Source organism: Paraburkholderia phenazinium (assembly GCF_900100735.1).
GTDB classification, from domain to species: Bacteria; Pseudomonadota; Gammaproteobacteria; order Burkholderiales; family Burkholderiaceae; genus Paraburkholderia; species Paraburkholderia phenazinia.
Map to the genome: position 1 here is coordinate 1 of NZ_FNCJ01000028.1, position 23,568 is coordinate 23,568.

General features: G+C 62.3%; 24 protein-coding genes. 9 read left to right on the forward strand and 15 right to left on the reverse strand.

All coding sequences use genetic code 11. The annotated features are described in order from the left end of the window. Positions 1 to 385: 385 nt before the first annotated feature. Together hpnH and ispH are read right to left on the reverse strand one after the other, a co-directional pair. Complete coding sequence (gene hpnH, locus BLQ92_RS35695) at positions 386 to 1,537, reverse strand: adenosyl-hopene transferase HpnH (protein ID WP_090694608.1); 1,152 nt, start codon at positions 1,535 to 1,537, stop codon at positions 386 to 388. Positions 1,538 to 1,547: 10 nt separating this feature from the next. Then, positions 1,548 to 2,492 (reverse strand): 4-hydroxy-3-methylbut-2-enyl diphosphate reductase, encoded by a 945-nt coding sequence (gene ispH / locus BLQ92_RS35700; protein WP_090694614.1) that lies wholly within the window; start codon positions 2,490 to 2,492, stop codon positions 1,548 to 1,550. 295 nt (positions 2,493 to 2,787) lie between these two features. On the opposite strand from ispH, the gene hpnC reads away from it, so the two are divergent. Beyond that, positions 2,788 to 3,654 carry a squalene synthase HpnC gene (hpnC, locus tag BLQ92_RS35705; RefSeq protein ID WP_090694619.1) on the forward strand — a complete coding sequence of 289 codons (867 nt, stop codon included), beginning with the start codon at positions 2,788 to 2,790 and terminating at the stop codon, positions 3,652 to 3,654. Then, the gene (locus tag BLQ92_RS35710; protein WP_090694623.1) at positions 3,654 to 4,829 is read left to right on the forward strand and encodes a glycosyltransferase; all 1,176 of its coding nucleotides are present in this window, start codon (positions 3,654 to 3,656) and stop codon (positions 4,827 to 4,829) included. The genes hpnC and BLQ92_RS35710 overlap by 1 nt, the downstream gene beginning before the upstream one ends. Before the next feature lie 119 nt (positions 4,830 to 4,948). On the opposite strand, the gene BLQ92_RS35715 is transcribed toward BLQ92_RS35710, so the two are convergent. After that, positions 4,949 to 5,572: a hypothetical protein gene (locus tag BLQ92_RS35715; RefSeq protein ID WP_090694627.1), complete on the reverse strand. Its 624-nt coding sequence runs from the start codon at positions 5,570 to 5,572 to the stop codon at positions 4,949 to 4,951. Positions 5,573 to 5,710: 138 nt separating this feature from the next. Further along, on the reverse strand, positions 5,711 to 6,721 hold the full coding sequence (gene hpnA / locus BLQ92_RS35720; protein ID WP_090694631.1) for a hopanoid-associated sugar epimerase: 1,011 nt from the start codon (positions 6,719 to 6,721) through the stop codon (positions 5,711 to 5,713). 157 nt (positions 6,722 to 6,878) lie between these two features. Between hpnA and BLQ92_RS35725 the strand changes: the two genes are divergently transcribed. Then, on the forward strand, positions 6,879 to 7,175 hold the full coding sequence (locus BLQ92_RS35725; RefSeq protein ID WP_090694637.1) for an acylphosphatase: 297 nt from the start codon (positions 6,879 to 6,881) through the stop codon (positions 7,173 to 7,175). A 67-nt stretch (positions 7,176 to 7,242) separates the two neighbouring features. Here BLQ92_RS35725 and egtD read toward each other — a convergent pair whose 3' ends face one another. Next, the gene (gene egtD / locus BLQ92_RS35730) at positions 7,243 to 8,211 is read right to left on the reverse strand and encodes an L-histidine N(alpha)-methyltransferase (RefSeq protein WP_090694641.1); all 969 of its coding nucleotides are present in this window, start codon (positions 8,209 to 8,211) and stop codon (positions 7,243 to 7,245) included. Positions 8,212 to 8,587: 376 nt separating this feature from the next. Here egtD and rarD point away from each other — a divergent pair, with 376 nt between their 5' ends. Continuing rightward, a complete protein-coding gene (rarD, locus tag BLQ92_RS35735) occupies positions 8,588 to 9,484 on the forward strand; it encodes an EamA family transporter RarD (RefSeq protein ID WP_090694645.1) in 897 nt (298 codons plus the stop codon). 75 nt (positions 9,485 to 9,559) lie between these two features. On the opposite strand, the gene BLQ92_RS35740 is transcribed toward rarD, so the two are convergent. Beyond that, a complete protein-coding gene (locus BLQ92_RS35740) occupies positions 9,560 to 10,105 on the reverse strand; it encodes an Mpo1 family 2-hydroxy fatty acid dioxygenase (RefSeq protein ID WP_090694649.1) in 546 nt (181 codons plus the stop codon). A gap of 104 nt (positions 10,106 to 10,209) precedes the next feature. On the opposite strand from BLQ92_RS35740, the gene BLQ92_RS35745 reads away from it, so the two are divergent. Then, positions 10,210 to 10,932, forward strand: a complete 723-nt coding sequence (locus BLQ92_RS35745) for a Crp/Fnr family transcriptional regulator (protein ID WP_090694653.1) — start codon at positions 10,210 to 10,212, stop codon at positions 10,930 to 10,932. A gap of 119 nt (positions 10,933 to 11,051) precedes the next feature. Here the strand turns inward: BLQ92_RS35745 and BLQ92_RS35750 are convergent, their stop codons facing one another. From BLQ92_RS35750 to BLQ92_RS35770, 5 genes are all read right to left on the reverse strand, one after another. Next, positions 11,052 to 11,465 (reverse strand): hypothetical protein, encoded by a 414-nt coding sequence (locus BLQ92_RS35750; protein WP_090694656.1) that lies wholly within the window; start codon positions 11,463 to 11,465, stop codon positions 11,052 to 11,054. 286 nt (positions 11,466 to 11,751) lie between these two features. Further along, positions 11,752 to 12,906 (reverse strand): glycosyltransferase family 4 protein, encoded by a 1,155-nt coding sequence (locus tag BLQ92_RS35755; protein ID WP_244106120.1) that lies wholly within the window; start codon positions 12,904 to 12,906, stop codon positions 11,752 to 11,754. Between the two features lie 194 nt (positions 12,907 to 13,100). Further along, complete coding sequence (locus tag BLQ92_RS35760; RefSeq protein WP_090694660.1) at positions 13,101 to 13,361, reverse strand: hypothetical protein; 261 nt, start codon at positions 13,359 to 13,361, stop codon at positions 13,101 to 13,103. Then, positions 13,354 to 14,103: a DNA/RNA non-specific endonuclease gene (locus BLQ92_RS35765; RefSeq protein WP_090694664.1), complete on the reverse strand. Its 750-nt coding sequence runs from the start codon at positions 14,101 to 14,103 to the stop codon at positions 13,354 to 13,356. The genes BLQ92_RS35760 and BLQ92_RS35765 overlap by 8 nt, the downstream gene beginning before the upstream one ends. Before the next feature lie 123 nt (positions 14,104 to 14,226). Then, positions 14,227 to 14,586: a DUF3564 domain-containing protein gene (locus BLQ92_RS35770; protein ID WP_090694668.1), complete on the reverse strand. Its 360-nt coding sequence runs from the start codon at positions 14,584 to 14,586 to the stop codon at positions 14,227 to 14,229. 230 nt (positions 14,587 to 14,816) lie between these two features. Between BLQ92_RS35770 and BLQ92_RS35775 the strand changes: the two genes are divergently transcribed. The 4 genes from BLQ92_RS35775 (at position 14,817) to BLQ92_RS35790 (ending at position 18,471) form a co-directional block, all read left to right on the forward strand. Further along, the gene (locus BLQ92_RS35775; protein ID WP_090694671.1) at positions 14,817 to 15,239 is read left to right on the forward strand and encodes a rubrerythrin family protein; all 423 of its coding nucleotides are present in this window, start codon (positions 14,817 to 14,819) and stop codon (positions 15,237 to 15,239) included. A 216-nt stretch (positions 15,240 to 15,455) separates the two neighbouring features. After that, positions 15,456 to 16,793 (forward strand): heterodisulfide reductase-related iron-sulfur binding cluster, encoded by a 1,338-nt coding sequence (locus BLQ92_RS35780; protein WP_090694676.1) that lies wholly within the window; start codon positions 15,456 to 15,458, stop codon positions 16,791 to 16,793. A gap of 28 nt (positions 16,794 to 16,821) precedes the next feature. Next, entirely contained in the window at positions 16,822 to 17,403 is a 582-nt protein-coding gene (locus BLQ92_RS35785; RefSeq protein ID WP_090694681.1) for a DUF3501 family protein, read from the forward strand. Positions 17,404 to 17,433: 30 nt separating this feature from the next. Then, a complete protein-coding gene (locus BLQ92_RS35790) occupies positions 17,434 to 18,471 on the forward strand; it encodes a type II toxin-antitoxin system PemK/MazF family toxin (RefSeq protein WP_090694684.1) in 1,038 nt (345 codons plus the stop codon). A 155-nt stretch (positions 18,472 to 18,626) separates the two neighbouring features. Here the strand turns inward: BLQ92_RS35790 and BLQ92_RS35795 are convergent, their stop codons facing one another. Genes BLQ92_RS35795 through BLQ92_RS35810 form a run of 4 tightly spaced genes read right to left on the reverse strand, consistent with a single transcriptional unit; the run spans position 18,627 to position 23,547 of the window. Next, positions 18,627 to 19,835 carry a multidrug effflux MFS transporter gene (locus BLQ92_RS35795; RefSeq protein WP_175772165.1) on the reverse strand — a complete coding sequence of 403 codons (1,209 nt, stop codon included), beginning with the start codon at positions 19,833 to 19,835 and terminating at the stop codon, positions 18,627 to 18,629. 14 nt (positions 19,836 to 19,849) lie between these two features. Then, positions 19,850 to 21,091 carry an aminotransferase class V-fold PLP-dependent enzyme gene (locus BLQ92_RS35800; RefSeq protein WP_090694694.1) on the reverse strand — a complete coding sequence of 414 codons (1,242 nt, stop codon included), beginning with the start codon at positions 21,089 to 21,091 and terminating at the stop codon, positions 19,850 to 19,852. Between the two features lie 45 nt (positions 21,092 to 21,136). Continuing rightward, positions 21,137 to 22,258 (reverse strand): trans-sulfuration enzyme family protein, encoded by a 1,122-nt coding sequence (locus BLQ92_RS35805; RefSeq protein WP_090694698.1) that lies wholly within the window; start codon positions 22,256 to 22,258, stop codon positions 21,137 to 21,139. After that, positions 22,258 to 23,547 carry an adenosylhomocysteinase gene (locus BLQ92_RS35810; RefSeq protein ID WP_090694702.1) on the reverse strand — a complete coding sequence of 430 codons (1,290 nt, stop codon included), beginning with the start codon at positions 23,545 to 23,547 and terminating at the stop codon, positions 22,258 to 22,260. The genes BLQ92_RS35805 and BLQ92_RS35810 overlap by 1 nt, the downstream gene beginning before the upstream one ends. Between the last annotated feature and the right edge of the window lie 21 nt (positions 23,548 to 23,568).

A 23,568-nucleotide genomic window follows, 5' to 3' on the forward strand; every position in this document is an offset into this window, starting at 1 on the left:
GGGGCGCGCAGCGCGACGCTGGAACGGATGACTGCTGTGTCACTAACGTGGGAAATGCGAGGGCAGGTCTCGTCTTGGGCCGTTTCCGGCTCAAGACGAGAGATGGCTCACTACGAGCTAGCGGTGTGAAGCCCGCTTTCTTTGCTTACTTTCTTTGCGGCGGCAAAGAAAGTAAGTGCCGCCCCGCGCAGGGGCGAAGCTAATAGACCACTAAGAAATCAAGGAAAGGCCAACACCCTAAGAAAACCAAAAGCGCCGCAGGCAAAACCCACCTGAAAAGGGCAACAAAAAAAGCAAAAAGCGCACCGTCAAAACCCCGATGCGCTTCAAGCAAACAACAAGAGCAAGAGGAAGCCCCGCGAAGGGCCCCAAAAGCGGGCAGCTTTTAGTGAGCTGTAGCCGTTTGAACCTTCTTCCCCTTCCCAGCCCTGCCAATTTCCTCAAGCTTAATCTCAACATGCCGCGAGAAAACATACTCAGCAGGCCGCTGCTTATCCAGAGGAATATCCTTAACAAACTCACCAGTAACCTTAGGCCCGCGCAGCGAAACCTTAAGAGCCTTCAGCGGATGAGTCACCGTATCCATCACAGCGGTAGCCTCAAACCCACAGTGCACCATGCAATCAGCACACTTCTCATAGTTACCGGTACCGTACTTCTCCCACTCCGTCGTCTCCATCAGTTCCTTGAAGGTCTTCACATACCCTTCGCCGACCAGATAGCACGGCTTCTGCCAGCCAAACACCGTACGCGCCGGATTGCCCCACGGCGTGCATTGATACGTCTGATTGCCGGCCAGGAAGTCCAGGAACATCGCCGACTGGCTAAACGACCAGTTCTTGCCATTGTTGCCGCGCTTGAAAATCTCGCGGAACAGGTGCTTCGTCTTGTCCCGGTTCAGGAAGTGCTGCTGATCCGGCGCGCGTTCATACGCATAACCCGGCGAGACGGTAATGCCGTCCACGCCCATTTCCTTGACCGTATCGAAGAACTTCGCAACGCGCTCCGGCACGGCGTCGTTGAACAGCGTGCAGTTGATGTTGACGCGGAAACCGCGGCGCTTCGCTTCCTTGATCGCGGCGACGGCCTTCACGTACACGCCTTCTTGCGACACCGAGTGATCGTGCGCCTGCTCGTCGCCGTCCAGATGCACCGACCACACGAAGTACGGATTCGGCTGGTAGTCGTCCATCTTCTTTTCCATCAGCAGCGCATTCGTGCACAGGTACACGAACTTCTTGCGCGCGATGATGCCCTTCACGATCCGCGGCATTTCCTTGTGCAGCAGCGGCTCGCCGCCTGCAATCGAAACGACCGGTGCGCCGCATTCGTCCACTGCGCCGAGACACTCTTCGAGCGACAGGCGTTGGTTCAGGATGGGATCCGGATAGTCAATCTTGCCGCAACCATTGCACGCAAGATTGCAGCGGAACAGCGGCTCGAGCATCAGTGCCAGCGGATAGCGCTTATTGCGCGACAGGTGCTGACGCATGATGTATGCGCCAACCCGGACTTTCTGGAGCAACGGAATAGACAAGATGTCCTCCTTAAACTTCGCGTGCGGCGAGAGGTTGCGTCAGCTTTGACGGCAACTTGAACTCAACTTTTTCTTCACGGCCCGCCATCGTCGATACGTCGACAGGCCCCAATGCGCGCAGCGCATCGATTACGTTTTCAACCATTTCTTCAGGCGCCGAAGCACCTGCCGTGATGCCGACCGTCTGCACATTCGCAAACCATTCCGGCTTCACTTCCGAACCATCCGCAACCAGATAGCTCGGGACGCCCGTTTCGCTGCCAATCTCGCGCAGCCGGTTCGAGTTCGAACTGTTCGTCGCGCCCACCACCAGCAACACTTCAACCTGCGTGCTCAACTCGCGCACCGCTGCCTGGCGGTTTTGCGTGGCATAGCAGATGTCCCGCGTATCCGGGCCGACAATGTTGCTGAAGCGGCGCTGCAATGCGTCGATGATGCCGCGCGTGTCGTCCACCGACAGTGTCGTCTGCGTCACGTAGGCAAGCGGTGCGTCCAGCGGCAAGTCCAGATGCGCGACCTCGGCCTCGCTTTGCACCAGCAGCACCGGGCCGGGGATCTGGCCAATCGTGCCTTCAACCTCGGGATGCCCCGCGTGGCCGATCAGGATCAGCGTGCGGCCGGCGCCCACGTACTGGCGCCCCTGCACGTGCACCTTGGTGACGAGCGGGCAGGTCGCGTCGAGCACGTCGAGGCCGCGTTGTTCCGCGGCGCGTTCGACGCTCTGGGCTACGCCGTGCGCGCTGAAAATCGCCACGGCGCCTTCCGGCACCTCATCGAGTTCTTCGACAAAGCGCGCCCCTTTTTGACGCAGGTTGTCGACCACATGCCGATTGTGGACGATTTCGTGACGCACATACACAGGTGCGCCGTGTTGCTGCAACGCGCGATCGACGATTTCGATCGCCCGGACCACCCCCGCACAAAAGCCACGGGGTTGAGCAAGGATGACTCGCATAGGCTGCCGAACTCCGACTGACGCAGGTTTCGAAGAAGCCGGTAAAAACGACTTTATCGCCGCGACCATGATAATAATTGATGTCTAAAACCCGACGTAAAGCCGGTAGACGAAAACCAAACGCGCATTCTAACGCTATCGGGCGCGCTTTGCTCTGGCCGGGTCCGCCTCAAGTAGCCTGTAAGGCCCGTCCGGCAAGAATTGCGCGCTGCAGTCCCGGTGCGGAACCCTTAAACTATGTGGCCCTGCGGTGGATTATTACAACCGCATTACGAATAGATTCGAGGCTCGCCGCATGGAAGCCGACCAATACGAAAACTTTCCGATCGCCGGTGCATTTCTGCCAAAGGCGTTGCGGGCTCCCGTCGGCGTGATCTATCAGGTCGCCCGTACGGCTGCGGATATCGTCGAGGAAGGCGACTGGAGCGCCGCTGAGCGCCATGCGCGCCTCGCCGATTTCCATGCTGGCCTCGACGCCGTGGCCAGCGGCTACCTGGCGCCGGTGCATCCGCTGCTGTTCGGCAAGCTCGCTGGCGTGGTTGCACAGTATAAACTGCCGCTCGCGCCGCTCTACGATCTGGTCGCGGCGCTCCATCAGGAGATCGACACCACCCGCTTCGCGGACCGCTCGGTATTGCTCGCGTATTGCGGGCGTTCCGCGCACCCGGTGGGTCAGTTGTTGCTGCACCTGTTCGGCGCGGCGAGCCCGGCCAATCTGGCCGATTCCGATACGATCTGCACGGCGCTGCATCTGATCAATTTCTGGCAGGACATCGCGATCGACTGGAAAAAAGGCCGCGTCTACCTGCCGCAAAGCGATCTCGCGCGCTTCAAGGTGCGCGAGGCCAGCATCGCTGACGGCGTGGTCGACGATGCGTGGCGCGCCATGATGGCCTACGAGGTCGCCTGCGCGCGCACGATGCTGATCCGCGGGGCGCCGCTCGCGCTGCGCCTGCCCGGCCGCGCGGGGCTCGTGCTGTGCGGCATTGTCCAAGGTGGTCTGCGGATTCTGGAGCGCTTCGAGCGCGCAGGCTACGATGTTTTCCGCCATCGGCCGGCGCTCGATGGCTTCGACTGGTTTGTTGTCACGGCGCGCGCGCTCGCGATGTGGCTGTCCCGGCGCGTCAGCATGCGCGCCACTTCGATTGAGGGCAACGCGTAATGCAGGTGGTTCTGTTTCTTCTGTCGTGTCTTTCGCTACTGATCTGGTGTGTGCTGCTGTTTTTCCGCGGCGGGTTCTGGCGGGCGCGTCCCGCGGCGCCGCTCGCGAGCACGCCGCGCGACGCCTGGCCGGCGGTGGCCGCCGTGGTGCCGGCGCGCAATGAAGCCGATGTGATCGCGCAAGCGGTCAGCACGCTGCTCGCCCAGGAGTACCCGGGTCCGTTCCACGTGATCGTCGTCGACGATCACAGCACCGACGGCACCGCCGACGCTGCCCGCGCCGCCGCGCTGCAGTTGCAGTGCCCCGACCGCTTGACGGTGCTCACCGCAAAGCCGCTGCCGCCGGGCTGGTCCGGCAAGGTCTGGGCGCAGTCGCAAGGTATCGAGGCGGTGCGGACGTTGGGTCTGCCGGCCGACTTTCTGCTGCTGACCGATGCGGACATCGGCCACCCTGCGGATGCGGTGACGCAGCTCGTCGCCCGTGCCGATGCGGAACAGCGCGACCTCGTCTCGCTGATGGTGCGGCTGCGCTGCGACTCGTTCTGGGAAAAGGCGCTGATTCCCGCCTTCGTGTTTTTCTTCGCCAAGCTGTATCCGTTCTCGTGGGTCAACAACCCGCGCAACAAGACGGCCGCGGCGGCCGGCGGCTGCATGCTGGTGCGGCGCACGGCGCTGGAAGAAGCGGGCGGTATCGAGTCGATCCGTGCCGAACTGATCGACGATTGCAGTCTCGCTGCGCGTATCAAGCATCGGGGCCAAGGGCGTCATCCGATCCGGCTGGACGTGGCGGCGCGCAGCATCTCGCTGCGCCCCTACGACAACTGGCGCGAGATCTGGAACATGATCGCGCGCACCGCGTTCACGCAGTTGCACTACTCCGCGTGGCTGCTGGCCGGGACGCTGGCGGGTATGACGATCATCTATCTGATCCCGCCGGTCGCGGCGCTGGCGCTCGGGCCGCTGTGCTGGCCCGCGTGGCTCGCCTGGGCGGCGATGTGCTGCGCGTATGCGCCAATGCTGCGCTATTACGGCCGCTCGCCGCTGTGGGCGCCGTTTCTGCCGCTCGTGGCGTTGTTCTATGTCGGCGCGACGTTTGCGTCAGCGGTGCGTTATTGGCGCGGCAAGGGTGGTCAGTGGAAGGCGCGTGTGCAGGCGCCGGTGCAGCAGGATCGGTAAGGCCGCGAGGTAGAACTGCAGGGCGCGGCGGCGTGCAAGGCGTCGCCGCTTGTTGCAACACGGGTTTCAAGACGGTGCGGCCAGCGCGGCGGTAGCGCCGCCGCATCAAAACCCGTGAATTACCGCTGCGTCAGCAGCGCGTACAACTGAATCACGTTATCCGGCGACAACGAGAACGGCACCCAGCCGTGGCCGGTATGACGCATGATCAGCAAGCGGTCGCCGTTCGACTGCTTCTGCACGGCCATGACCGGATTGCGGGTCGACACGAAGCGCCAGCCGGGCGGCACGCCCATGGGCGGCTCGGGCGTCATCGAGGCACGCGCATTCGACAGCTCCTCGATCAACTGACCCACCTGCTCGGGACGCAGCGACACCGTCTTGCCACTGATGGTCATCGTGATTTCGTTCTGGGCCGGGCGGCCGATCGATAGCGTGGGCTTCTCTTCTTGCGCGGCGGTTGCTGCTGCGGCAGCTTGCGTTGCCACTTCTGCGTGCGTTTCTTCCGGTGCTGCCGCTGCAGCATCCGTCGCAACTGCCGGCGTGTTTTCGCTCGCCACGGCCGGTGCCGAGGCCGGCGTGGATGCAGCCTGCACAGCCGCTCCAGCCTGCTGAGCAGGCGCCTCGGGCGTTGCGTTTGCTGCGGATGTCTCTGGGATGTTTTGGGCCTGCGGGGCCACGACAGCCTGGATAAGCTGATCGACGCCCACTTCAAGCGCGCCGAGCTGTTCGTGAAGGTTCATGCGAGGATTCTCTGGTAAGACCCGCGATTTTACCTGTTGCGCGCGGGCTGCGGCCCGCCGCGGGTCGGGCGACGTTGTAACAAAGTGCGTGCGGGTCTGTCCAGAGGTTTGATGCGGGTCAGTCCAGATGACCCGTCGTTACGCCTTCAGATACCCCGCTTGCCTGAACCACTCGAGCGCATCGGCCAGACCCTCGCGGTAGGGCCGGGCACGGTAGCCGAGCTCGCGTTCCGCCTTCGCGGACGTGAAGTACATCTTGTTCTTCGACATCTTCAGACCGTCGACGGTCACAAACGGTTCTCGCTTGGTGATCTTCGCGACCGCCTCGGCGCCCATCGCCAGCGGGTAGAGCGGCCAGCGCGGCAGGCTGATGGTCGGAGCTTTGCGCCCGGTGAGCGCGGCGATATCGGCGAGCATCGCCTGCAGCGGCAGGTTCTCGCCGCCGAGAATATAGCGCTCGCCGATCTTGCCGCGTTCCAGCGCAAGGAAGTGCCCGGCCGCGACGTCATCGACGTGCACGAGGTTCAGCCCCGTGTCCACGAAGGCCGGGATCTTGCCGAGCGCCGCCTCGACGATGATGCGGCCGGTCGGCGTGGGTTTGACGTCGCGCGGGCCGATGGGCGTCGACGGATTGACGATCACCGCGGGCAGGCCGTCCTTCGCAATCATCCGCTCGACCGCGCGCTCGGCCAGCACCTTGCTGCGCTTGTACACGCCGATCGCCTGGTCGGCCTTGAGCGGCGACGTCTCGTCGGCCGACTGGCCGGAGCTTGTCACCTTCAGCGTCGCCACGCTGCTGGTGTAGACGATGCGTTCGACACCTTCCTTGAGCGCCGCACGCATGGTGGCTTCGGTGCCTTCCAGATTCGAGCGTTCGATCTCGCTCGGGTCCGGCGCCCACAGCCGATAGTCGGCCGCGACGTGCAGCAGATAGCGCACGCCGCGCAGCGCGACGCGCATCGATGCTTCGTCGCGCATGTCGCCCACGACGATTTCCGCGTCGAGCGCCTCGACGTTACGGCGCGGACTGGTGGCGCGCACCAGCACGCGCACCTTGAAACCCTTCTCTTGCGCGATGCGCGCTACCGCCGAGCCGACAAAGCCGGAAGCGCCGGTGACGAGTACGAGATCGCGGTTCTGATCCATCATTCTTTTCCAATTCCCTGCGTGGCGGTCGTCGGATTGTACGTGGCGCGTGCGCCGCGTGTCGCGCCGCGAGTCATTCTTATGCTTAATCTCGTGCAAGCATTCTCGTCACGACGCGACTAGAATGCCGGCTTGAAAGATTGCTCACAGAGAGGATGGCATGACAGGCCCGGATCTGGATTCGCGGATCGAAACGTATTACGTGCGGGTGCGCGGCGTCGTGCAAGGCGTGGGTTTCCGCCACGCGACGGTACGCCAGGCGCACGCGCTCGGTATCAAAGGATGGGTGGCCAACCTCGACGATGGTTCGGTTGAAGCCATCTTGCAGGGACCGGCCAATCAGGTAGACCGGATGCTCTCGTGGCTGCGCCACGGGCCGCCGGCCGCTCGCGTGAGCGAAGTGGCCGGCGAAGAGCGGTTGACGGAGAAGCGCTACGACCGCTTCGAGCAGCACTGAGCGAAGTGCCGCGGATGACGTGGCGCGCGTGATGGCGAGACGCCGTCGCGCGCACGTCAAACCAACCCTATTGCGCCACCAGCAGGCTCTCCGCGAATCCCCATTCCCGCTCGACCCACTGATGACTGCAGGCGAAACCGGCGTCGTCGGCGATCGCATGAACTTCTTCGGCCCGGTACTTGTGGCTGCTCTCGGTCCAGATGGTCTCGCCTGCTTCGAGCGTCACCGTCAGTTGCGCGGCGCGCACGTGCGCCGTGACGGGACGCCGCGCGCGCAGATGCATTTCGATGCTGCGTGCGTCGGGATTGAAGCGCGCCACGTGCTCGAACGCATCGAGCGGAAAATCGCCGCCCAGTTCGCGATTGATGCGCGCGAGCAGGTTCAGGTTGAAGGACGCGGTGACGCCGATCGGATCGTCGTAAGCGGCCACCAGCACCGGGATCGGCTTCTCGAGATCGGTGCCGAGCAGCAACGCGTCGCCGGGCGCCAGCATGCTGCGGATCGAACGCAGAAAGCGCGTCGCTGCGAGGCGGCCGAAATTGCCGATCGTGCTGCCGAGAAACAGCACCAGCAACCGTTCGCCGGACGCGCGTTTCTTGCTCACCTCCGCGAGACCCGCCAGGTAATCGCGCTCGTAGCCGACGATCGAAATGCGCTCGATATCGCCCAGTTCGCGCCGACACAATTGCAACGCGCTGCGCGAAATTTCAATCGGACAGTACGAAGTGGGGCGCTTTTTACACAGCGCTTCCAGAATTCGCCGCGTCTTGCGCCCGCTGCCGCTACCCAGTTCGGCAACGGTGACGTCGTGCGGAAGCTGCGCCACGATGTCCGCCGCGTGCTTGGCGAGGAGCCGCTCTTCCGCACGCGTGACGCCGTATTCGGGCAGCACGGTGATCACTTCGAACAGCGCGGAGCCGACTTCGTCATACAGGTATTTGGACGGCAACTCCTTCTGCGGCGCATGGGTGAGCCCGGCGCGAACCTCGGCGGCGAAATCGGGCGAGACATCCTGCGATAGGGCTGGCTGAGTCATGCTTGCTCCAGTTTTCACGTTCCGGTGACGGTTTTCTGTCAGCAGGGGTGTTTACGGGCGCGACACTGAACGGTGTCGCGAGCGTCAGGAAGGAGCGGACTGAGTGTCCGCAGGGACGGCGCATTCGCCGGACGAGCCGGGGTGATCAAGCAAGAAGCGCGCTTGCGCGCAAACACGCGGCGGCGCGTCTTACCGGCAAGACGTCTAGAATGCCGGCTTGCGTCATGAGCATCATCAAACTGAAACGAATCGCGATGACTAGCGCCGCATGTCAGGCGCTGCGCGTTTGAGAGACAAATTTTCCAATGAGAATACACCGTGCCGCGTCGCCTTGCTCGGCGCGTGCTACGCATGCCCGCATGAGGGCATCCATCCGATGAACACTTATGAACCGGGACGGGGCATCGCACTGTCGGTCAGCGCCTCGACGTTGTTTGCATTGCTATCGGCCTACGTCAAACTGCTCGCGCCTTTGAGCGGGCTCGATATTTTCGCGTGGCGCGTGGTCTGGACCGTCCCCGGCGCACTCTTGCTGATTGCCCTGCGGCAGCGCCTGCCGCTGTTGCGGCAACTGGTGGCGCGAGCCGTGAGTGAGCCGCGTATCGGCCTTGCGCTCGCGGCCAGCGCGGCGATGCTCGGTGCGCAGCTTTGGGTGTTCCTGTGGGCGCCGTTGCACGGTCGCATGCTGGAAGTCTCGCTCGGTTACTTCCTGCTGCCGCTGACGATGGTGTTAGTGGGGCGCCTCTACTATCGCGAACGCATCGACGGCTTGCAGTGGCTCGCGGTGGCCTGCGCGGCAGTGGGCGTCGCACATGAACTCTGGGCGACGGGAGCGTTTTCATGGCCGACGCTGCTGGTCGCGCTCGGCTATCCGCCGTACTTCGTGCTGCGCCGCAAAATCAACGCGGATTCACTGACGGCGTTCGCGCTGGAAATGACCTTGCTGCTGCCGTTCGCGATTGCGCAAGTGGTGATCGGCGGTTCGCTGACGTTGGTGGCGGGGCGCCTCGATATGATTTTCCTGCTGCTGCCCGGCCTCGGCGCGCTGAGCACGGTTGCGCTGGCGTCGTATCTGAAGGCGAGCCGCCTGTTGCCGATGGCGCTGTTCGGCATCCTCGGCTACGTGGAACCGGTCTTGCTGGTGCTGGTGTCCGTCACGCTGCTGGGCGAGACGTTGACCGCGCAACAACTTGCCACCTATGTGCCAATCTGGCTGGCGGTAGGCCTGACGGCATTGCACGGCGTGCGGCTGGTGCGTTTTGCGCCGCGCTGAAGCGCGTTCAGCGAACGCTAACCCCAGCGTATTACAGCGTTTGTGCGATTGATTCTGTCTGCGCCGCCGGACGCGTCAACGCCCGTGATGCGCTGGCGCGCGATCCGGATTGATACGCGTCGCGCCCACTTCGGCTTCGATCGCTTCGCGTAGCGCCGGGCGCCAGCCAAAACCGAACAACGCTTCGGCCAGCACGAACAGCGGACCGATCAGCAGCCCGACCAGATCGTCGACGAAGGCGGGCTTGCGATGCTCGTAGGCCATGTGGCCGACAAACTGAAACACCCAGCCGACCACGAAGAGACCAATGCCGGCAGCCAGCCAGGTCAGCGTGGATTGGGCGGCAAGCCATTGGCCGCAGGCGAGGCATAGTGCCGAGACGACGACCATCATCAGGCCGAGCGGCACATCGAGCACAAGATAGTAGAGCGTGGCCACTACGAACAACACCCATGCCGGGGAGACCGGTAACGGCAGCGCGGCGACCATCCATGCAGGGCGGCTCAACAGTACCGCGAGCGCCAGCACGATCATTGGAATGCCGACGAAATGCGTGGCGATATTGCGCCGGTCGCGGTGGTAGGCCGCGTACTGGGTCAACTGCTCGGTCAGCGTTCTCATGGGTGCCGCTCCTCGGTCAAAGTCATCATAATCGTGCCCAAACGGAATTCAAACCTTCGGGTAGCCGACAATCCCCGCACTTCAGTCCTGCACGGTGCCAGCCTATGAGTTCATCCTTCTCCTCGAATGACCCGCTCGCGGTGCTCGAACGCAGCGCGTGGTTTCGCGCGGCGCCCGAGGCGTTGCGCTCGCAACTAGCGGAACTCGGCCGCGTGGAGCGCCTGCAGGCAGGCGAGCGGCTCTTCATGCGCGGCGATCCCGACGACGGACTCTACTGCCTGCTGGATGGTCTCGTGCGCATTGGTGCGGCGAGCGCTGCCGGCAAGGAGGCGTTGCTCGCGGTGATCGAGCCGGTCAACTGGTTCGGCGAGATTGCATTGTTCGACGGTCGCGCGCGCACGCACGACGCGTATGCCGAACGCGACTCCGTGTTGTTTCATATCCCACGTGCGGAACTGGCGGCGCTACTCGAACGCATGCCGCAATACTGGCACCCGTTCGGCCTGCTGCTGACGCAAAAGCTGCGGCTTGCTTTCGATGCGATCGAGGAAGCCGCGCTGTTGCCGGCGGCGCAGCGCATCGCGCGCCGCTTGCTGCTGATGGCGGGCGGCTACGGCGAACCGGGCGTGTCGCGGCGCGTGCTGAAGGTGCCGCAGGAAGATCTCGCGATGATGCTGGCGTTGTCGCGGCAAACAATCAATCAGATTCTTAAGCAGTTCGAAATGCAGGGCGCATTGCAACTGCGGTATGCGGAAATAGAAATCGTCGACGTCAATAAATTGATGGCGTTAGCCGATCCCGACGAAAATAGACGCCCGTCGGTTTGAACACGGTCCGCATGGCAACTACGTAAAAAAGGCGAGTCCGCAAACTCGCCTTCCCCAACGGCATATTCGGCTTCGACTGTTAAGACCTGGCGGCCGGATTATGTCGAGAACCGAGCACCTTAATTGGTTTTAGCGGTGTCGGTCTTGGCGCCGTCCGTCTTGACCGGCGCGGTGCTGGCCTCCTTGCTGGCTTCCCCGGTGGCTTTGGTCTTTTCAGCGCTGGCAACGGCGGCGTGCTTCTTCTTGCTGACCTTCTTGGCCTGGGTCTTTTGTACGTGAGCAGTTCCGCTCTTGGTCTTCTTGGCCTTCACCTTGGCTTCGGTCTTGTCGGCACCCGTGCTGGCTTGCTTGGCCGAGGCGTCGGTCTTCGCTGCGTCGTTGGAGGTGGCGCCGCCAGCCTTGAGGTTGGCCTGACCAGCCGCTTGAGTTTGTTGATCGCCTGACATGGCCGGTGCCGCAGTCGGAGCAGCAGTCTGTGCGAAGGCCGTCGAAACGAGCAGGGCGGAAGCGAGAGCAGCGAAAATCTTCTTCATGATTTAACTCCTTGTGTGGCGGCTGAAAAGGTTCAGCGCTGCCGGTTTAACGCTAGCCGGATCAAAGGAGTTGACGCTGTTCTGGTGACAAAACGTAACGGCGGATACATATGCTTCTCAAGAAGCATAGAGGCGCATTTAACCCTCACCTATATGACGATTTAAGTTTTCCTTAAGAAATGTGAATACCGAATTGGCGAGCTCTTCAGAGCGATGCGTCTGAAGAAGCGGCAACCGGTTCGAGAGATGCCGCGCTGCTTGCGCGATGGCGGCAGGGGCGTGTCGCTCAGTACGTCTCTATTGCGTCGCGATAGACTTCGGCGATTTGCGCTGCGACTACCGCATCGTCGAAATGCTTGCGTGCGTAACGCCGGCAAGCATCGGCGCTCGGCATCACGCGCACGCCGCGCAACGCGTCGGTAATTCCATTGCCGAGCGCCTGGTAACCACCCGACGACAGCACCAGATGATCCGATAGGCGCGCTACCGTTTCCGCGGCGCCACCTTCGGCTGTCACCAGAACCGGGGTACCTGTGGCGAGCGATTCGATTGCGGTCAGCCCGCAGTCTTGCATCGCGACGGTAGGCACGACCGTCAGATCGGCGGCGCGGTAGTACTGCGGTAACGCATCGTCGGAGACGAAGCCCGCGAGCTGCACCTGGGCTTCGAGGCCGCGTGCGACGATGCGGGCGGCGAGCGACTCCTGCTCCGGCCCGGCGCCGACGATGACAAGAAATACGTCGGGCACCACCAGCTTGACCACAAAGATCGCGTCGATCAGTTCGTCAAGCCCCATGCGCGGGATGAGCGGCCGCACGCACAGCAGCACCGGCCGGTCTTGCGGCATGGCGAGGCGCTTGCGCGCCTGCTTCCTGGTGGCGCGCAACGCAAAGCGCGAGGTATCGACACATCCTGGCACCACACGAATCCGCTCCTCCGGTACGCGGTAGCGCATATGCAGGACGTCGGCCGACTCACGCGACAGCACGATATGACGCGTGCCGCCGTGATACACCGTCCACTCGAGACCGTAGCGCAAGGGGCCGAGCAAAGCAGCGCTGCGGTCGGTACGGTGTTCGTCGACCCACGAGCCATGAAAATGGACGACGCGCGGCACTTTGCCGAACTTGCCGAGGATTGGCGCAGCGTGTGGCGCGAAGTGCAGCGCGACCAGATCGGGTTTGCTTTCGGGTTCGAGCGCATCCGGCTTCACGACTGGCCGCCGGAGCAGTTTTCCGAGGCTTGCCTGCGCGTTGGCCAACGTCAGCAGCATGGAACTTGATGAGGTGGGAGCGGTAGGCGTGGCGGCGCTTGGACTGCGCACATTGACACCTTGGCCAGGCAACGCTGCGGCCATGGTCTGGAGCATCCGGTCGAGACCGTCGGGGCGTGCCAGCGGGCGGCGCATGCCGATCTGCAGGGAATCGATGGGCGTGTTCACGATTGCACGTGCGCCGGCAACTGCAGATATTCCGAGTCCATTACTGCCCCTGCGCGGCTTGCTTGTGTAGCGGGAGAGGTTGAGCTGAGGCATTGCTCATCCGTCGTCGTACACGGTACGTCTGCAAATTGCGAGCTTCTGTGTGCTACCGCACTTAATCAAATTAAGCATCGCGTCCACCGTAGCGCTGCTCGTCACTTGAACGGATTGTCGACCACTCCCGGTTTGGCATCCGGTTCGTCCTTGATCCGCTCAGGCAGGTTGGCCTGAGCCCGCAATGTTCCGACAATAGCGTCGAGCGCTTCCTTCAACGCGAGCGCCGCCTTCAGGCCGCGTTGATCTTTCGTCAGCTCAAGTGTGCCGGTCAGCGTGATGCGGGTCGCGCCGTTGCTGAGCGTCAGCGCATCGCCCTGAATATTGAGTACCTCGTCGTCGTTCGAGAAAGCGTTAAACACCTTTGAGTCCTCCAGGACGCTGATCTTTCACTGACTCGGGAATGCCCGGAAAGCGGATGCCGCTCATGGCTTCGAGTTCGTGAACGGATTTGATGTTGTAGCGATTCGTCGAGACATTGTCGACCACTACCGCGAATGCCATCTGCGTCGACGGCACGTACACCACCTTGAACAATTGCGTCGGCACGAACACGCGCGTCGGTCCGATGGTCTGCAATTGCTGGCCGGTGAACATCGGCCCGGTTACCACGTAGGTGTCGTCGTAGCGGGTGGCGATCTTGCGCACCGAGGTTTCGATGCGCGCCCACAGGCGCTGATTGTTCTCGCGATTCTGCGGCACGACATTCGCCAGCGAAAACGACTGTGCCATCCCCTGCTGATTCCAGCGGTTGCCTGCCGGGCTCATATGGCCGCGGTCATAGCCGCTGCGCTTGTAGTCGGCAAGCGTCGCGCCTTCGCCGTCCGGCAGACGCGCGTCCTCGAAAAACTTGTTGGTGCGCACCATGTCCTGGGCGGCTTCAATATGATCGCGCGTCAGATGTTCGGCGGACCAGAGCGGTCCATGCGTGATGCCGGAGTGCAGGACCGCGAAGTCCGAGTAACAGAGCATGCGCGTCTTCGGCGCCATCTTCTGGTTGGTCAGCACCGGCCACTGGGCGTTGGGCGTGAAGTCGGTGCAGGAGGAGGCAGCTATCGCGTGCGCCGCGACAGCAAACAGCAGGGAGGCAAACCACTTCTTCATGGGTCAGGCAGCGGAGGAACGGGGGCAAAAGTATAGCGTCGCGCGTGCTACTTGCGCGACCCAAGCCTCACGTCCGAAGCCTGTGTTCAGGAAAGGGGCGCAATGGCGCCCCGGCTTCTCAGCCTAGCTATCGAAAACGCGGTGTTCCGCATGAATGGGCTGACGGTCGACAGCCTGCAGCCGCCAGTAACCGGTTGCCGGCGCACGCGCCGGCACGCACGTCCAGGCGGCCGAGCCCTCCGCCGAACTGACGCGCTGCTTGCGGTCCACGTGCAGGCCGCGCAGTGTACACAGCGGCGCGTCGGTGCTGGGCGCGCACAGGGTGGTGACGCCGTCGGCGTCGTGGAGTTCGCCCCAGGGGGGCAGATCGATCCCTTGATGCGCTTCTCTCGACCACCGATGCTCATCGGTATCGAGCCATAGCACAGCGTAGTCGTGATTGACGGTGGGATCGGAACCGTTGATCAGAATGGTCAGGCGCATGGCAGTTCCGTTACACAGAGTGCGAAGTATCGCCTTAACAGTCTAGACCGACCTTTGCGTTATGCAAGGCCAATGACTATCGACGGCATTGAAAAACACAATTGGGGAACGTCTTGCACAGCTTCTAGATTAAAAGATGCGGTGCAGCCACGCGCGTCTGCCCGGCAGTCCTGCGGACGAACTCGTCCACCGTCGCGCGCCCCACATTACAGGCTTGCATGGAGGTTCAGATGTCGCAACTCAAGGGTTCGAAGACCGAGGAGAATCTGAAGGCAGCGTTCGCCGGTGAATCGCAGGCGAATCGTCGTTACCTGTATTTCGCAGCCAAGGCAGACGTTGAGGGCCAGAACGATGTCGCGGCGCTATTCCGCTCGACCGCCGAAGGCGAAACGGGTCATGCACACGGCCACCTCGAATATCTCGAAGCAGTAGGCGACCCGGCCACTGGACTGCCGTTCGGTTCGTCGCGGCAAAACCTGCAGGCGGCGATTGCCGGCGAAACCCATGAATACACCGATATGTATCCGGGCATGGCAAAGGCCGCACGCGAAGAGGGTTTCGACGAGATCGCCAACTGGTTTGAAACGCTCGCCAAAGCTGAGCGTAGTCACGCCAACCGCTACACGAAGGCGCTCGAAGCATTGGTCGATTGACGCCGCACGCAGCGGCGCGAACGCCAGCTTCACTGAAACAGACTGAAGAAACAGCGGGAGCTTGCGGTAAGGGTCCGCAGGCTCCCGTTCGTGCCGGCGCGACGCATGGTGCGGCGCACGGTCGCCGTCGTGGCAACCGCCACGGCTGTGCGCGCTCATGTGCACGTTCCATAGTCTGAAGAGAAAAGCGCAAAAGCATTCAAGGAGTCTGACTCCATGCCCCACAAAGAAGGCAGCCTGGAGGCGCCTACCCGGCATCCGCTCGATTGGCTTTCGGATGCGTTCTACGATCAGGAGGCGCTTGACCAGGAGTTGGCGCGCGTCTTCGATATCTGCGCGGGGTGTCGCCGCTGCGTCTCGCTGTGCGGCGCGTTTCCCACGCTGTTCGACCTGGTCGACGCCACTGACACCGGCGAAGCGCACGAGGTCGACAAAGCCGAGTTCGGCAAGGTCGTCGATCAGTGTTACCTGTGCGACCTGTGCTACATGACCAAGTGCCCCTATGTGCCGCCGCATGCGTGGAACGTGGATTTTCCGCACCTGATGCTGCGCGCCAAGGCGGTCGATTACAAACGCGGCGACGTCAAGCTGCGCGACAAGTTTCTCTCGAACACCGACGCGCTCGGCCACTTCGCGGGCATTCCGGTGGTCACGCAGACGGTCAACGCGGTCAATCACACGGCGGCTGCGCGCGGTGTGATGGAGAACGCGCTGGGCGTCGACAGGAACGCCTGGCTGCCCGATTTCGCTACGCGAAAATTTCGCAGTGCGGCAAAGAAGTCGCCGGACATGCCAGTGCGCGACGGTGAACGTACGCCCGGCAAAGTCGCGATTTACGCTACCTGTTATGTGAATTTCAACGAACCGGGGATCGGTCACGATCTGCTGGCCGTGCTTGCGCACAACGAGATTCCCTACGAACTGGTGAAGAGCGAAGCGTGCTGCGGCATGCCGTTGCTCGAACAGGGCAATCTGGAGGGCGTCGCCGCCAAGAAGGAAAAGAATCTGCCGGTGCTCGCGAAATATGCCCGCGAGGGCTACGCGATCATCGGCGCGATTCCGAGTTGCGTGCTGATGTACAAGCACGAACTGCCGCTGATGTTCCCCGACGATGCCGATGTGCGCGCCGTCAGCGAGGCGTTCTGGGATCCGTTCGAATACTTCGTGTCGCGCAATCGCGACGGTCTGCTGAAAACCGACTTCAAGACCGCGCTGGGCAAAGTGTCGTATCACGTGCCCTGCCATGCGCGGGTGCAGAACATCGGCCGTAAAACCTCCGAAACGCTGGCGCTGGTGCCCGATACACAGGTCACGGTCGTCGAGCGCTGTTCAGGACATGCCGGCACGTTCGGCGTCAAAAAGGAGTTTCACCGCACGGCGATGCAGATCGGCACGCCGGTTTTCAAGGCGATGGCCCAGCCGCACCCCGACTATATTTCGTCGGACTGCCAACTGGCCGGCCATCATATCGAACAGGGGCTCGACGAAAACGGTTTGTCGAAAGGACAACTTGCGCATCCGCTCACGCTGCTGCGCAAGGCGTACGGCCTCTGATAACCCCACTGACTGGAAGGACACCGAGATGAGCATCGCCCGCAATTCGCTGCTGTCGCTCGAGAATTATTCGAAGTCGCGCATTACCCTGCGCGCCCAGGTGATCGAGCACAAGAAAGATCGCACCGTGCCGCTCGGCAACCACGTCACGTTCCTGTTCGAAGATGAAACCACGATCCGCTATCAGATTCAGGAGATGCTCCACATCGAGAAGATTTTCGACGAGGACGGCATTCAGGGTGAACTGAACGCTTATTTGCCGCTGGTGCCGGATGGCAGCAATCTGAAGGCGACGATGCAGATCGAATATGAAAACGAGATCGAGCGGCAAGCGGCGCTAGCGCGGTTGATCGGCATCGAGGATCAGGTGTTTTTGCAGGTGGAGGGCGAGTCACCGGTCTATGCGATTGCCGATGAGGATCTTGAGCGCGACAACGATCAGAAGACTTCGGCGGTGCACTTTGTGCGCTTCGAGCTCACACCGGCGATGAAAGCGCGGCTGCGCGACGGGGCGGCGTTGCAGATTGGCTGCGATCATCCGAATTATCCGGTGCCTACGGTGACGATCGAGCCGCGGGTGCGGGCAGCGTTGGTGAAGGATCTTGCTTGAGGCGTGCGGCCCAGTGCAACGCAGTGGTGAATGCGTTTGCTGGGGACTCAATGCTGCATCGCGGGCGAATGGGGCGCAGGCGATCCGGCGACTGGCGCAATCTCGTATCTCACGCTTGGTTCCGAATCCCACACAAGTATCGACGAAGTACTGTTGCCGAGCGAGCCGAAGCCTGACGCCCCGATCTTTTTTACGAAGAAGTTCGCGGGGCATCCGGAGTATCGGTGGCAGGTATTGGCGGTTTACCGAGACCCGGTGGCCGCGCCGCTCACGTATATCGTTACGCTCCATCGGCGCGCGCAAGTCGGCAGCCAGTATTATCTGAAGGAAATCGTTGTCGCCCGCAGGAGTCAAAAGATTCGCTCTTTTTTGCACCCTTGGTCGCTCGTCGAGGTCGAGTTTGGACACTCGCTGAGCGTTGGTAAAGCAACCGGGCTTTTTTTTGATGGTAATAAGCGCTACGTGGACACCGTCCAGCTGTATAGCATGCCAAAGCGCCGGCTGGCTATCGTCAATCAGGTTCTCCCGCGTTCCAGGGAAGACTTGATTCAAGTGATACCCATCAGCTCTCGTCGCCCGGACCCTTCCGAGAAGGCGTCAGTGGAGGTCACCTCTGAGCTTGCGAAGATGGTGAACTATCAAAATCCCAGCTGGGCCGTGTGTCGCATGATTCAAACGGTAACCGCTAGCCGTGTCATCGCACCGTTGGTCCAGCGTACGGCGTACAACCAGCAGAGGGATAAGGGTTTTCGACAGCAGGTCCGTGCCCCGGTTCGTGAGGAGCTAAAAGACGCGCTCATGTATGGCGTCGCCGCCGACGGGCGTGTCGCCGACTCCAAGGCGCTCGCCGCAGTACAAGCGACATTGGCGCAGCTCAACTCCGAGGTGACCAACCTCACCCAGCAACTGGCCACGCTCCAAAGCCAAGTCACGTTGTATGACCAGCTCGCGAACGATTCCGGTCTGACGCTGGAGGAATTGCGCGAGTTGTACGAAGATTCCATAACCCCCCGAGCTTTCGGTGAACACGCTAGGCCGGTGCAAGGGCAGTATTGCAATATGTCCTGAATTTGGTTACGGTCTTTTTATATTGGTGGTGGACTACCGGACTGGACCGGCCACCGCGACGGTTAAGAGCCTCCAGCGCATGAACTTCTGTAAGCAAAACCCGCCCTCAAGGCGGGTTTTGTCTCTTAGCGCGTCGGACAGCGATGTCGTCAGGTCTATTCGCCGGACAGCTCCAGGACCCGTCGGCGGCGCCAGCTCAGGCGGATCGCGGCCACTGCGATTGCCGCAACGGTGAACATGAGCGCCACGAAGCGCCACATGTCGCGGCCAGCGAAGCTGGCCAGCAAGCTGCTGAGCGTAGCGCACGACACCATGGCGGTGGCGAACATGGCCATCTTGGCGCCGGCCGGCTCGGCGCTTCCGTCCATTGCCATGCGCTGGAAGATCGCGAACGTCAGGCCGTTACCCACGTTGTAGACGAATACACCTGCAAGAAGTGGCCACACGGATTCGAACGCCCACCCGGACAGCAACATCAGCAGGCCTCCTGTGAACGCCAGCGTGATGCCGGCGCGCGTGAACACTTCCTTTCGTAACGCCGATACCTGTCCGTTCACCACGGCTGCGCCGATCATGAAGCCGATGAACAGCAGAAGCTGGGTCAGCCCGTACCGAACGGGGCTGTAGCCTTGCACCTCGACCAACAGATGCGGGCTGGATACGATCCACGCCAGCGTGCCGCCGAAGAGGATTGCCGCGGACGCTGTATTCACCATAAAGGCCGGACTGCCGAGCACGCGGCGGTAACGCGCGATGACACCGCTCATTTGCAGCGAGGTGCGGCGCGCCGCCGGATGACTTTCCGGCACGCGCCACGCGATCAGCAAGACGATGATCGCGGCCGCCGCGCCGATCAGCCCGAAGATCGGACGCCACGCCCACCACTCGACGACGATGCCGCCGAGCGTGGGACCGAAGGCCGGCGCCAGCACGGTGAGAAAGCTCATCCAGCCGAGCGTTTTGACCGCCGCCGTCTCGTCCATCAATTCGTGGATCGTCGCGTAGCCGCATACGGCGACGGCGGCCACGGTTGCCCCCTGGAGGAAACGCGCCGTCAGGAAAGCCGCGATGTCGCTGGTTGTGGCGCAGACCAGCGAACTCGCGCAGAACAGCACGCCCCACGCCAGCAACACCGGCTTGCGTCCGAAACGATCTGACACTGGGCCCAGCAGCAGATTGAATACGGCGCCACCGAGGAACCACAGCGTCAGTGTCTGCTGAGCCAGGCTGGTGCCAGCGGACAGGTCACTACGCATGACCGGCAGCGCGGGCAGGAACATGTCGTTGGACAGATAGACCGCCAGTTCAAACATGGCCAGCAGGAGAGGAGTCCAGGTCAGGGCAGAGCGCGAGGAGAGCGACATGGCGGCTGGTCCGTTCAGTGCAGGAAGCGCGACGTCGGGTGTTCCTTTGTCCATTGCCCGGGTTTGACGCTGACCAGAGCCTCGGCCACTTTGTCGATATCGGCCGGCGTGTTATAGACGCTGAACGACATGCGCACGGTACCCAGAACGCCCAGGCTGTCGACGAGCGGTATTGCACAATGCACGCCAGTGCGTACAGCGATGTCGAAATTGTTCAGGTGGTTACCCACGTCGTAAGGATGCAGGTCGCGGATGCCGAACGACAGGATGCTGCCCGGCTCGCCGGGTGCGCCGAACAGCTGTACTCCCGGCAGGCCGCCAAGCTGCTTTACGGCATGGAAGAACAGCTCTTGATCGTGCTGCTGAACGGCGTCGAGACCGAAGGCGGCGAGGTAGCTGGCCGCGCGCGCAAGTCCGACGGCGCCCGCCACGTTGGGCGTGCCGGCCTCGAAGCGGTGCGGCGCCGGCAGGTAATGCGTCACGCGTTCGTAATTGACGCCATAGGCGACGCCGCCGCCTGTCTGAAACGGCGCGAGCCATTCCGTCTGGCGCGGATGGATATACAGGACGCCGATGCCCTGCGGCCCATACATCTTGTGACCGGAGAAGCAGTAGAAATCGACATCGAGATCTTGCACGTCGACCTTCAGGTGCGCGATGGCCTGAGCGCCGTCGATCAGGACGGGAATATCGCGTTCGCGTGCGAGACGGGCCATTTCCTTCACCGGATTGGTGACACCTAGAACATTCGACACGTGGGCGATCGCGACCAGCCGGGTCTGGGGCGACAGCAGCGCCTGGTAGTCCTCCAGCCGGATCCGTCCCGTTGCGTCCACCGGCACCACGCGCAGGGTGGCGCCTGCCTCCTCGCAGGCCGTCTGCCAGGGCAGCAGGTTGGAGTGGTGCTCCATGCCGGTGACCACGACCTCGTCGCCCGGCTTCAGGCATCGTTTGGCGAAATTCTGCGCGACGAAGTTGATCGCTTCGGTGGTGCCCTTGGTGAAGACGATGCTGTTGCTCGAAGCGGCATTGACGAACTGTCCGAGGGTCTGGCGGCTGGCTTCGTAGGCTTCGTGCGAACGGTTACTGAGCTTGTGGACACTGCGCCCGACGTTCGCATTGATGTGACTGTAGTAGTGCGTCATGGCATCGATGACCGAGGCTGGCTTTTGTGTCGTTGCCGCGTTGTCGAGATAGATCAGGCCTTCGTCATGCGTGAAGATCGGGAAATCTTTCTTGGCTTGGTGGAGAGACATGATGACCTTTTGCTTGAAAGGGGAGCGAACGCGATGGCGTCGGGGTTACAAATAGCGCGCCAGATCGGCAGACAGATCGGCGATATCCTCGATGCCGACTGACAGGCGAATCAGGTTCGGGGTGATGCCGAGGCTGCGCTTGAGTTCGTCCGGCACGGCGCGATGTGTCATGAGCGCGGGACATTCGATTAGCGAGAACACGGCACCTAGACTCACGGCGCAATGGAAATACTTCAGCCCATGCATCAGAGCCGTTACGTCGCCGAGATACTCGAACGAGATGATCGCGCCCGGGCCGGTCATCTGCCGCGCGCATAGCGCGTGCTGCGGATGCGAGTCGAGACCGGGATAGATGACACGCGATACCTTCGACGATCGCAGCAGCAGCTCGACCAGTACCCGCGCGTTGGCGACCTGGCGCTCGACGCGCAGGCCCAGCGTTTTGACACCCCGGTGAACCAGGTAGCAGTCGAGCGGGCCGGGCACCGCGCCCGTCACCGTGCGATGCCTGGCGAGAGCGCGGTGATGTGACTCGTCGCGCGAGATCAGGGCGCCGCCGATGACATCGCCGTGACCGGCGAGGTATTTAGTCGTGCTGTAGAGAACGAAATCGGCGTCGAGATCGAGCGGGCGCTGCAGATACGGGCTGGCGAAGGTGTTGTCCACCAGTACCAGCGCCTCGCGCCGCTTCGCGAGCGCGCAGATCGCCCGCAGGTCCGCCAGTTTTAGCGTCGGATTGGTGGGTGTCTCGATCCACACGAGACGCACTCCACGGGAGAGGGCGGCATCCACGGCCTCCAGGTCGCTCATGTCGACCTTGTGGTGTCGCAGGCCGCTGCTTACCTCCAGCGCCAGGAACAGATCGAGCGTCCCGCCATAGACGTCGTCCGAGCACAGGAACGTGTCGCCTGGGCGCAGCAAACTCAGCGCCGCGGCGCCCGCAGCTTGCCCGGAGGCGAAGGCGAGCGCGTACCCGCTGCCTTCCAGTGCGGCCAGGCAGCGTTCGAGTGCTTCACGGGTCGGATTCTCACCCCGGCCGTAGAAATAGCGCAGCGGCTCCTGGTGTTCCTGCGCGAACGTCGTCGCCAGATGAAGGGGCGGGACGACTGCCCCCGTGACCGGATCCGGCTCCTGGCCGACATGTACCGCGATCGTGTCGAATTTCATCAGACGACGCTCTCGACTTCGAGATCCTTCTTCGTGCCTTCCTCCCAAGCGTCGAGATAGGCCTGCTGCTCGGACGTGAGCACGTCGATCTCGATGTCGCGCGACGCGAGCTTCAGCGAGGCGATCATCGTGTCGACATCCGCCGGCATATCCAGCACGCCGACCGGCAGGCCTGGATGTTTGAGCAGATACTCGCAACCAAGTGCCTGGTTCGAGAACGACATGTCCATCACTTCGGCCGGGTGCCCCTCGGCCGCGCACAGATTGACGAGGCGCCCCTCGGCCAACACCGAGATGCGTTGTCCGCTCGCTAGCGTGAACTGCTCGATGTCCGAGCGGATCTTCTGGGTACCGGTGGACAGGGCGCGCAAGCGAACCAGATCGATCTCGCAATCGAAGTGGCCGGCATTGGCAAGCACGACGTTGTCCTTCATCGCGGCGAAGTGACGGTCGTCGATGATGGATTTGTTGCCCGTCACGGTGACGAACACGTCGCCGAGCGGCGCTGCCTGTTCCATCGGCATGACACGGAAGCCTTCCATGACCGCTTCAAGAGCGCGGACCGGATCGATCTCGGTAACGATCACGTCGGCGCCCATTCCTGCCGCGCGCATTGCCACACCGCGACCGCACATGCCGAATCCAGCCACGACGAATTTCTTGCCGGCCAGCAGCATGTTGGTCGCGCGGAGGATCGCGTCGACGGTCGATTGGCCGGTGCCGTACCGGTTGTCGAACATATGCTTGGTCTTGGAATCGTTGATCGCGATGATCGGATACTTGAGTCCGCCCATGCGCTCCAGGTTCTTCACGCGGATCACGCCGGTGGTCGTTTCCTCGAGTCCGCCGACGATGTTCGCGGCGGCGGACGCGTAGTCCGAATGCAGCAGTTTGGTGAGATCGCCCCCGTCGTCGATCACCACGTGCGGTTGCGCGTCGAGCACCATGTGGCAGTGGCTCTCGTAGGTTTTCAGATCCTCGCCGTGAATCGCGTAGACATGTATGCCCTGCGACGATAGATAGGCGGTGACCGGGTCTTGCGTGCTGATCGGATTGGATGCGCAGAGGAACACCTTGGCGCCGCCGGCACGCAGCGTTTCGATCAGATTGGAGGTCTCAGCCGTGATATGCAGACATGCGCCGATGACGCGGCCCGCCAGCGGCCGTTCGCGCTCGAAGCGCTGGCGGATCGATTCGAGAACGGGCATGCTGCGCCGCGCCCACTCGGTCAGTTCACGGCCTTCGTCGGCCAGGTTGATATCGGCGATATGCGACGGATGAATGCTCATGCAGGCACCTTGTTGAGAATT

What these genes read in the sequence shown, in the direction of transcription:
- hpnC (WP_090694619.1), top strand. Translation starts at nt 2,788, where the DNA reads ATGGAAGCCGACCAATACGAAAACTTTCCGATCGCCGGTGCATTTCTG.
- BLQ92_RS35710 (WP_090694623.1), top strand. Translation starts at nt 3,654, where the DNA reads ATGCAGGTGGTTCTGTTTCTTCTGTCGTGTCTTTCGCTACTGATCTGG.
- BLQ92_RS35745 (WP_090694653.1), top strand. Translation starts at nt 10,210, where the DNA reads ATGAGTTCATCCTTCTCCTCGAATGACCCGCTCGCGGTGCTCGAACGC.
- BLQ92_RS35810 (WP_090694702.1), bottom strand. Translation starts at nt 23,547, where the DNA reads ATGAGCATTCATCCGTCGCATATCGCCGATATCAACCTGGCCGACGAA.
- BLQ92_RS35780 (WP_090694676.1), top strand. Translation starts at nt 15,456, where the DNA reads ATGCCCCACAAAGAAGGCAGCCTGGAGGCGCCTACCCGGCATCCGCTC.
- BLQ92_RS35750 (WP_090694656.1), bottom strand. Translation starts at nt 11,465, where the DNA reads ATGAAGAAGATTTTCGCTGCTCTCGCTTCCGCCCTGCTCGTTTCGACG.
- BLQ92_RS35765 (WP_090694664.1), bottom strand. Translation starts at nt 14,103, where the DNA reads ATGAAGAAGTGGTTTGCCTCCCTGCTGTTTGCTGTCGCGGCGCACGCG.
- BLQ92_RS35740 (WP_090694649.1), bottom strand. Translation starts at nt 10,105, where the DNA reads ATGAGAACGCTGACCGAGCAGTTGACCCAGTACGCGGCCTACCACCGC.
- hpnA (WP_090694631.1), bottom strand. Translation starts at nt 6,721, where the DNA reads ATGATGGATCAGAACCGCGATCTCGTACTCGTCACCGGCGCTTCCGGC.
- BLQ92_RS35795 (WP_175772165.1), bottom strand. Translation starts at nt 19,835, where the DNA reads ATGTCGCTCTCCTCGCGCTCTGCCCTGACCTGGACTCCTCTCCTGCTG.
- BLQ92_RS35785 (WP_090694681.1), top strand. Translation starts at nt 16,822, where the DNA reads ATGAGCATCGCCCGCAATTCGCTGCTGTCGCTCGAGAATTATTCGAAG.
- BLQ92_RS35775 (WP_090694671.1), top strand. Translation starts at nt 14,817, where the DNA reads ATGTCGCAACTCAAGGGTTCGAAGACCGAGGAGAATCTGAAGGCAGCG.
- egtD (WP_090694641.1), bottom strand. Translation starts at nt 8,211, where the DNA reads ATGACTCAGCCAGCCCTATCGCAGGATGTCTCGCCCGATTTCGCCGCC.
- BLQ92_RS35800 (WP_090694694.1), bottom strand. Translation starts at nt 21,091, where the DNA reads ATGTCTCTCCACCAAGCCAAGAAAGATTTCCCGATCTTCACGCATGAC.
- BLQ92_RS35805 (WP_090694698.1), bottom strand. Translation starts at nt 22,258, where the DNA reads ATGAAATTCGACACGATCGCGGTACATGTCGGCCAGGAGCCGGATCCG.
- BLQ92_RS35790 (WP_090694684.1), top strand. Translation starts at nt 17,434, where the DNA reads ATGCGTTTGCTGGGGACTCAATGCTGCATCGCGGGCGAATGGGGCGCA.
- BLQ92_RS35715 (WP_090694627.1), bottom strand. Translation starts at nt 5,572, where the DNA reads ATGAACCTTCACGAACAGCTCGGCGCGCTTGAAGTGGGCGTCGATCAG.
- ispH (WP_090694614.1), bottom strand. Translation starts at nt 2,492, where the DNA reads ATGCGAGTCATCCTTGCTCAACCCCGTGGCTTTTGTGCGGGGGTGGTC.
- BLQ92_RS35770 (WP_090694668.1), bottom strand. Translation starts at nt 14,586, where the DNA reads ATGCGCCTGACCATTCTGATCAACGGTTCCGATCCCACCGTCAATCAC.
- BLQ92_RS35725 (WP_090694637.1), top strand. Translation starts at nt 6,879, where the DNA reads ATGACAGGCCCGGATCTGGATTCGCGGATCGAAACGTATTACGTGCGG.
- rarD (WP_090694645.1), top strand. Translation starts at nt 8,588, where the DNA reads ATGAACACTTATGAACCGGGACGGGGCATCGCACTGTCGGTCAGCGCC.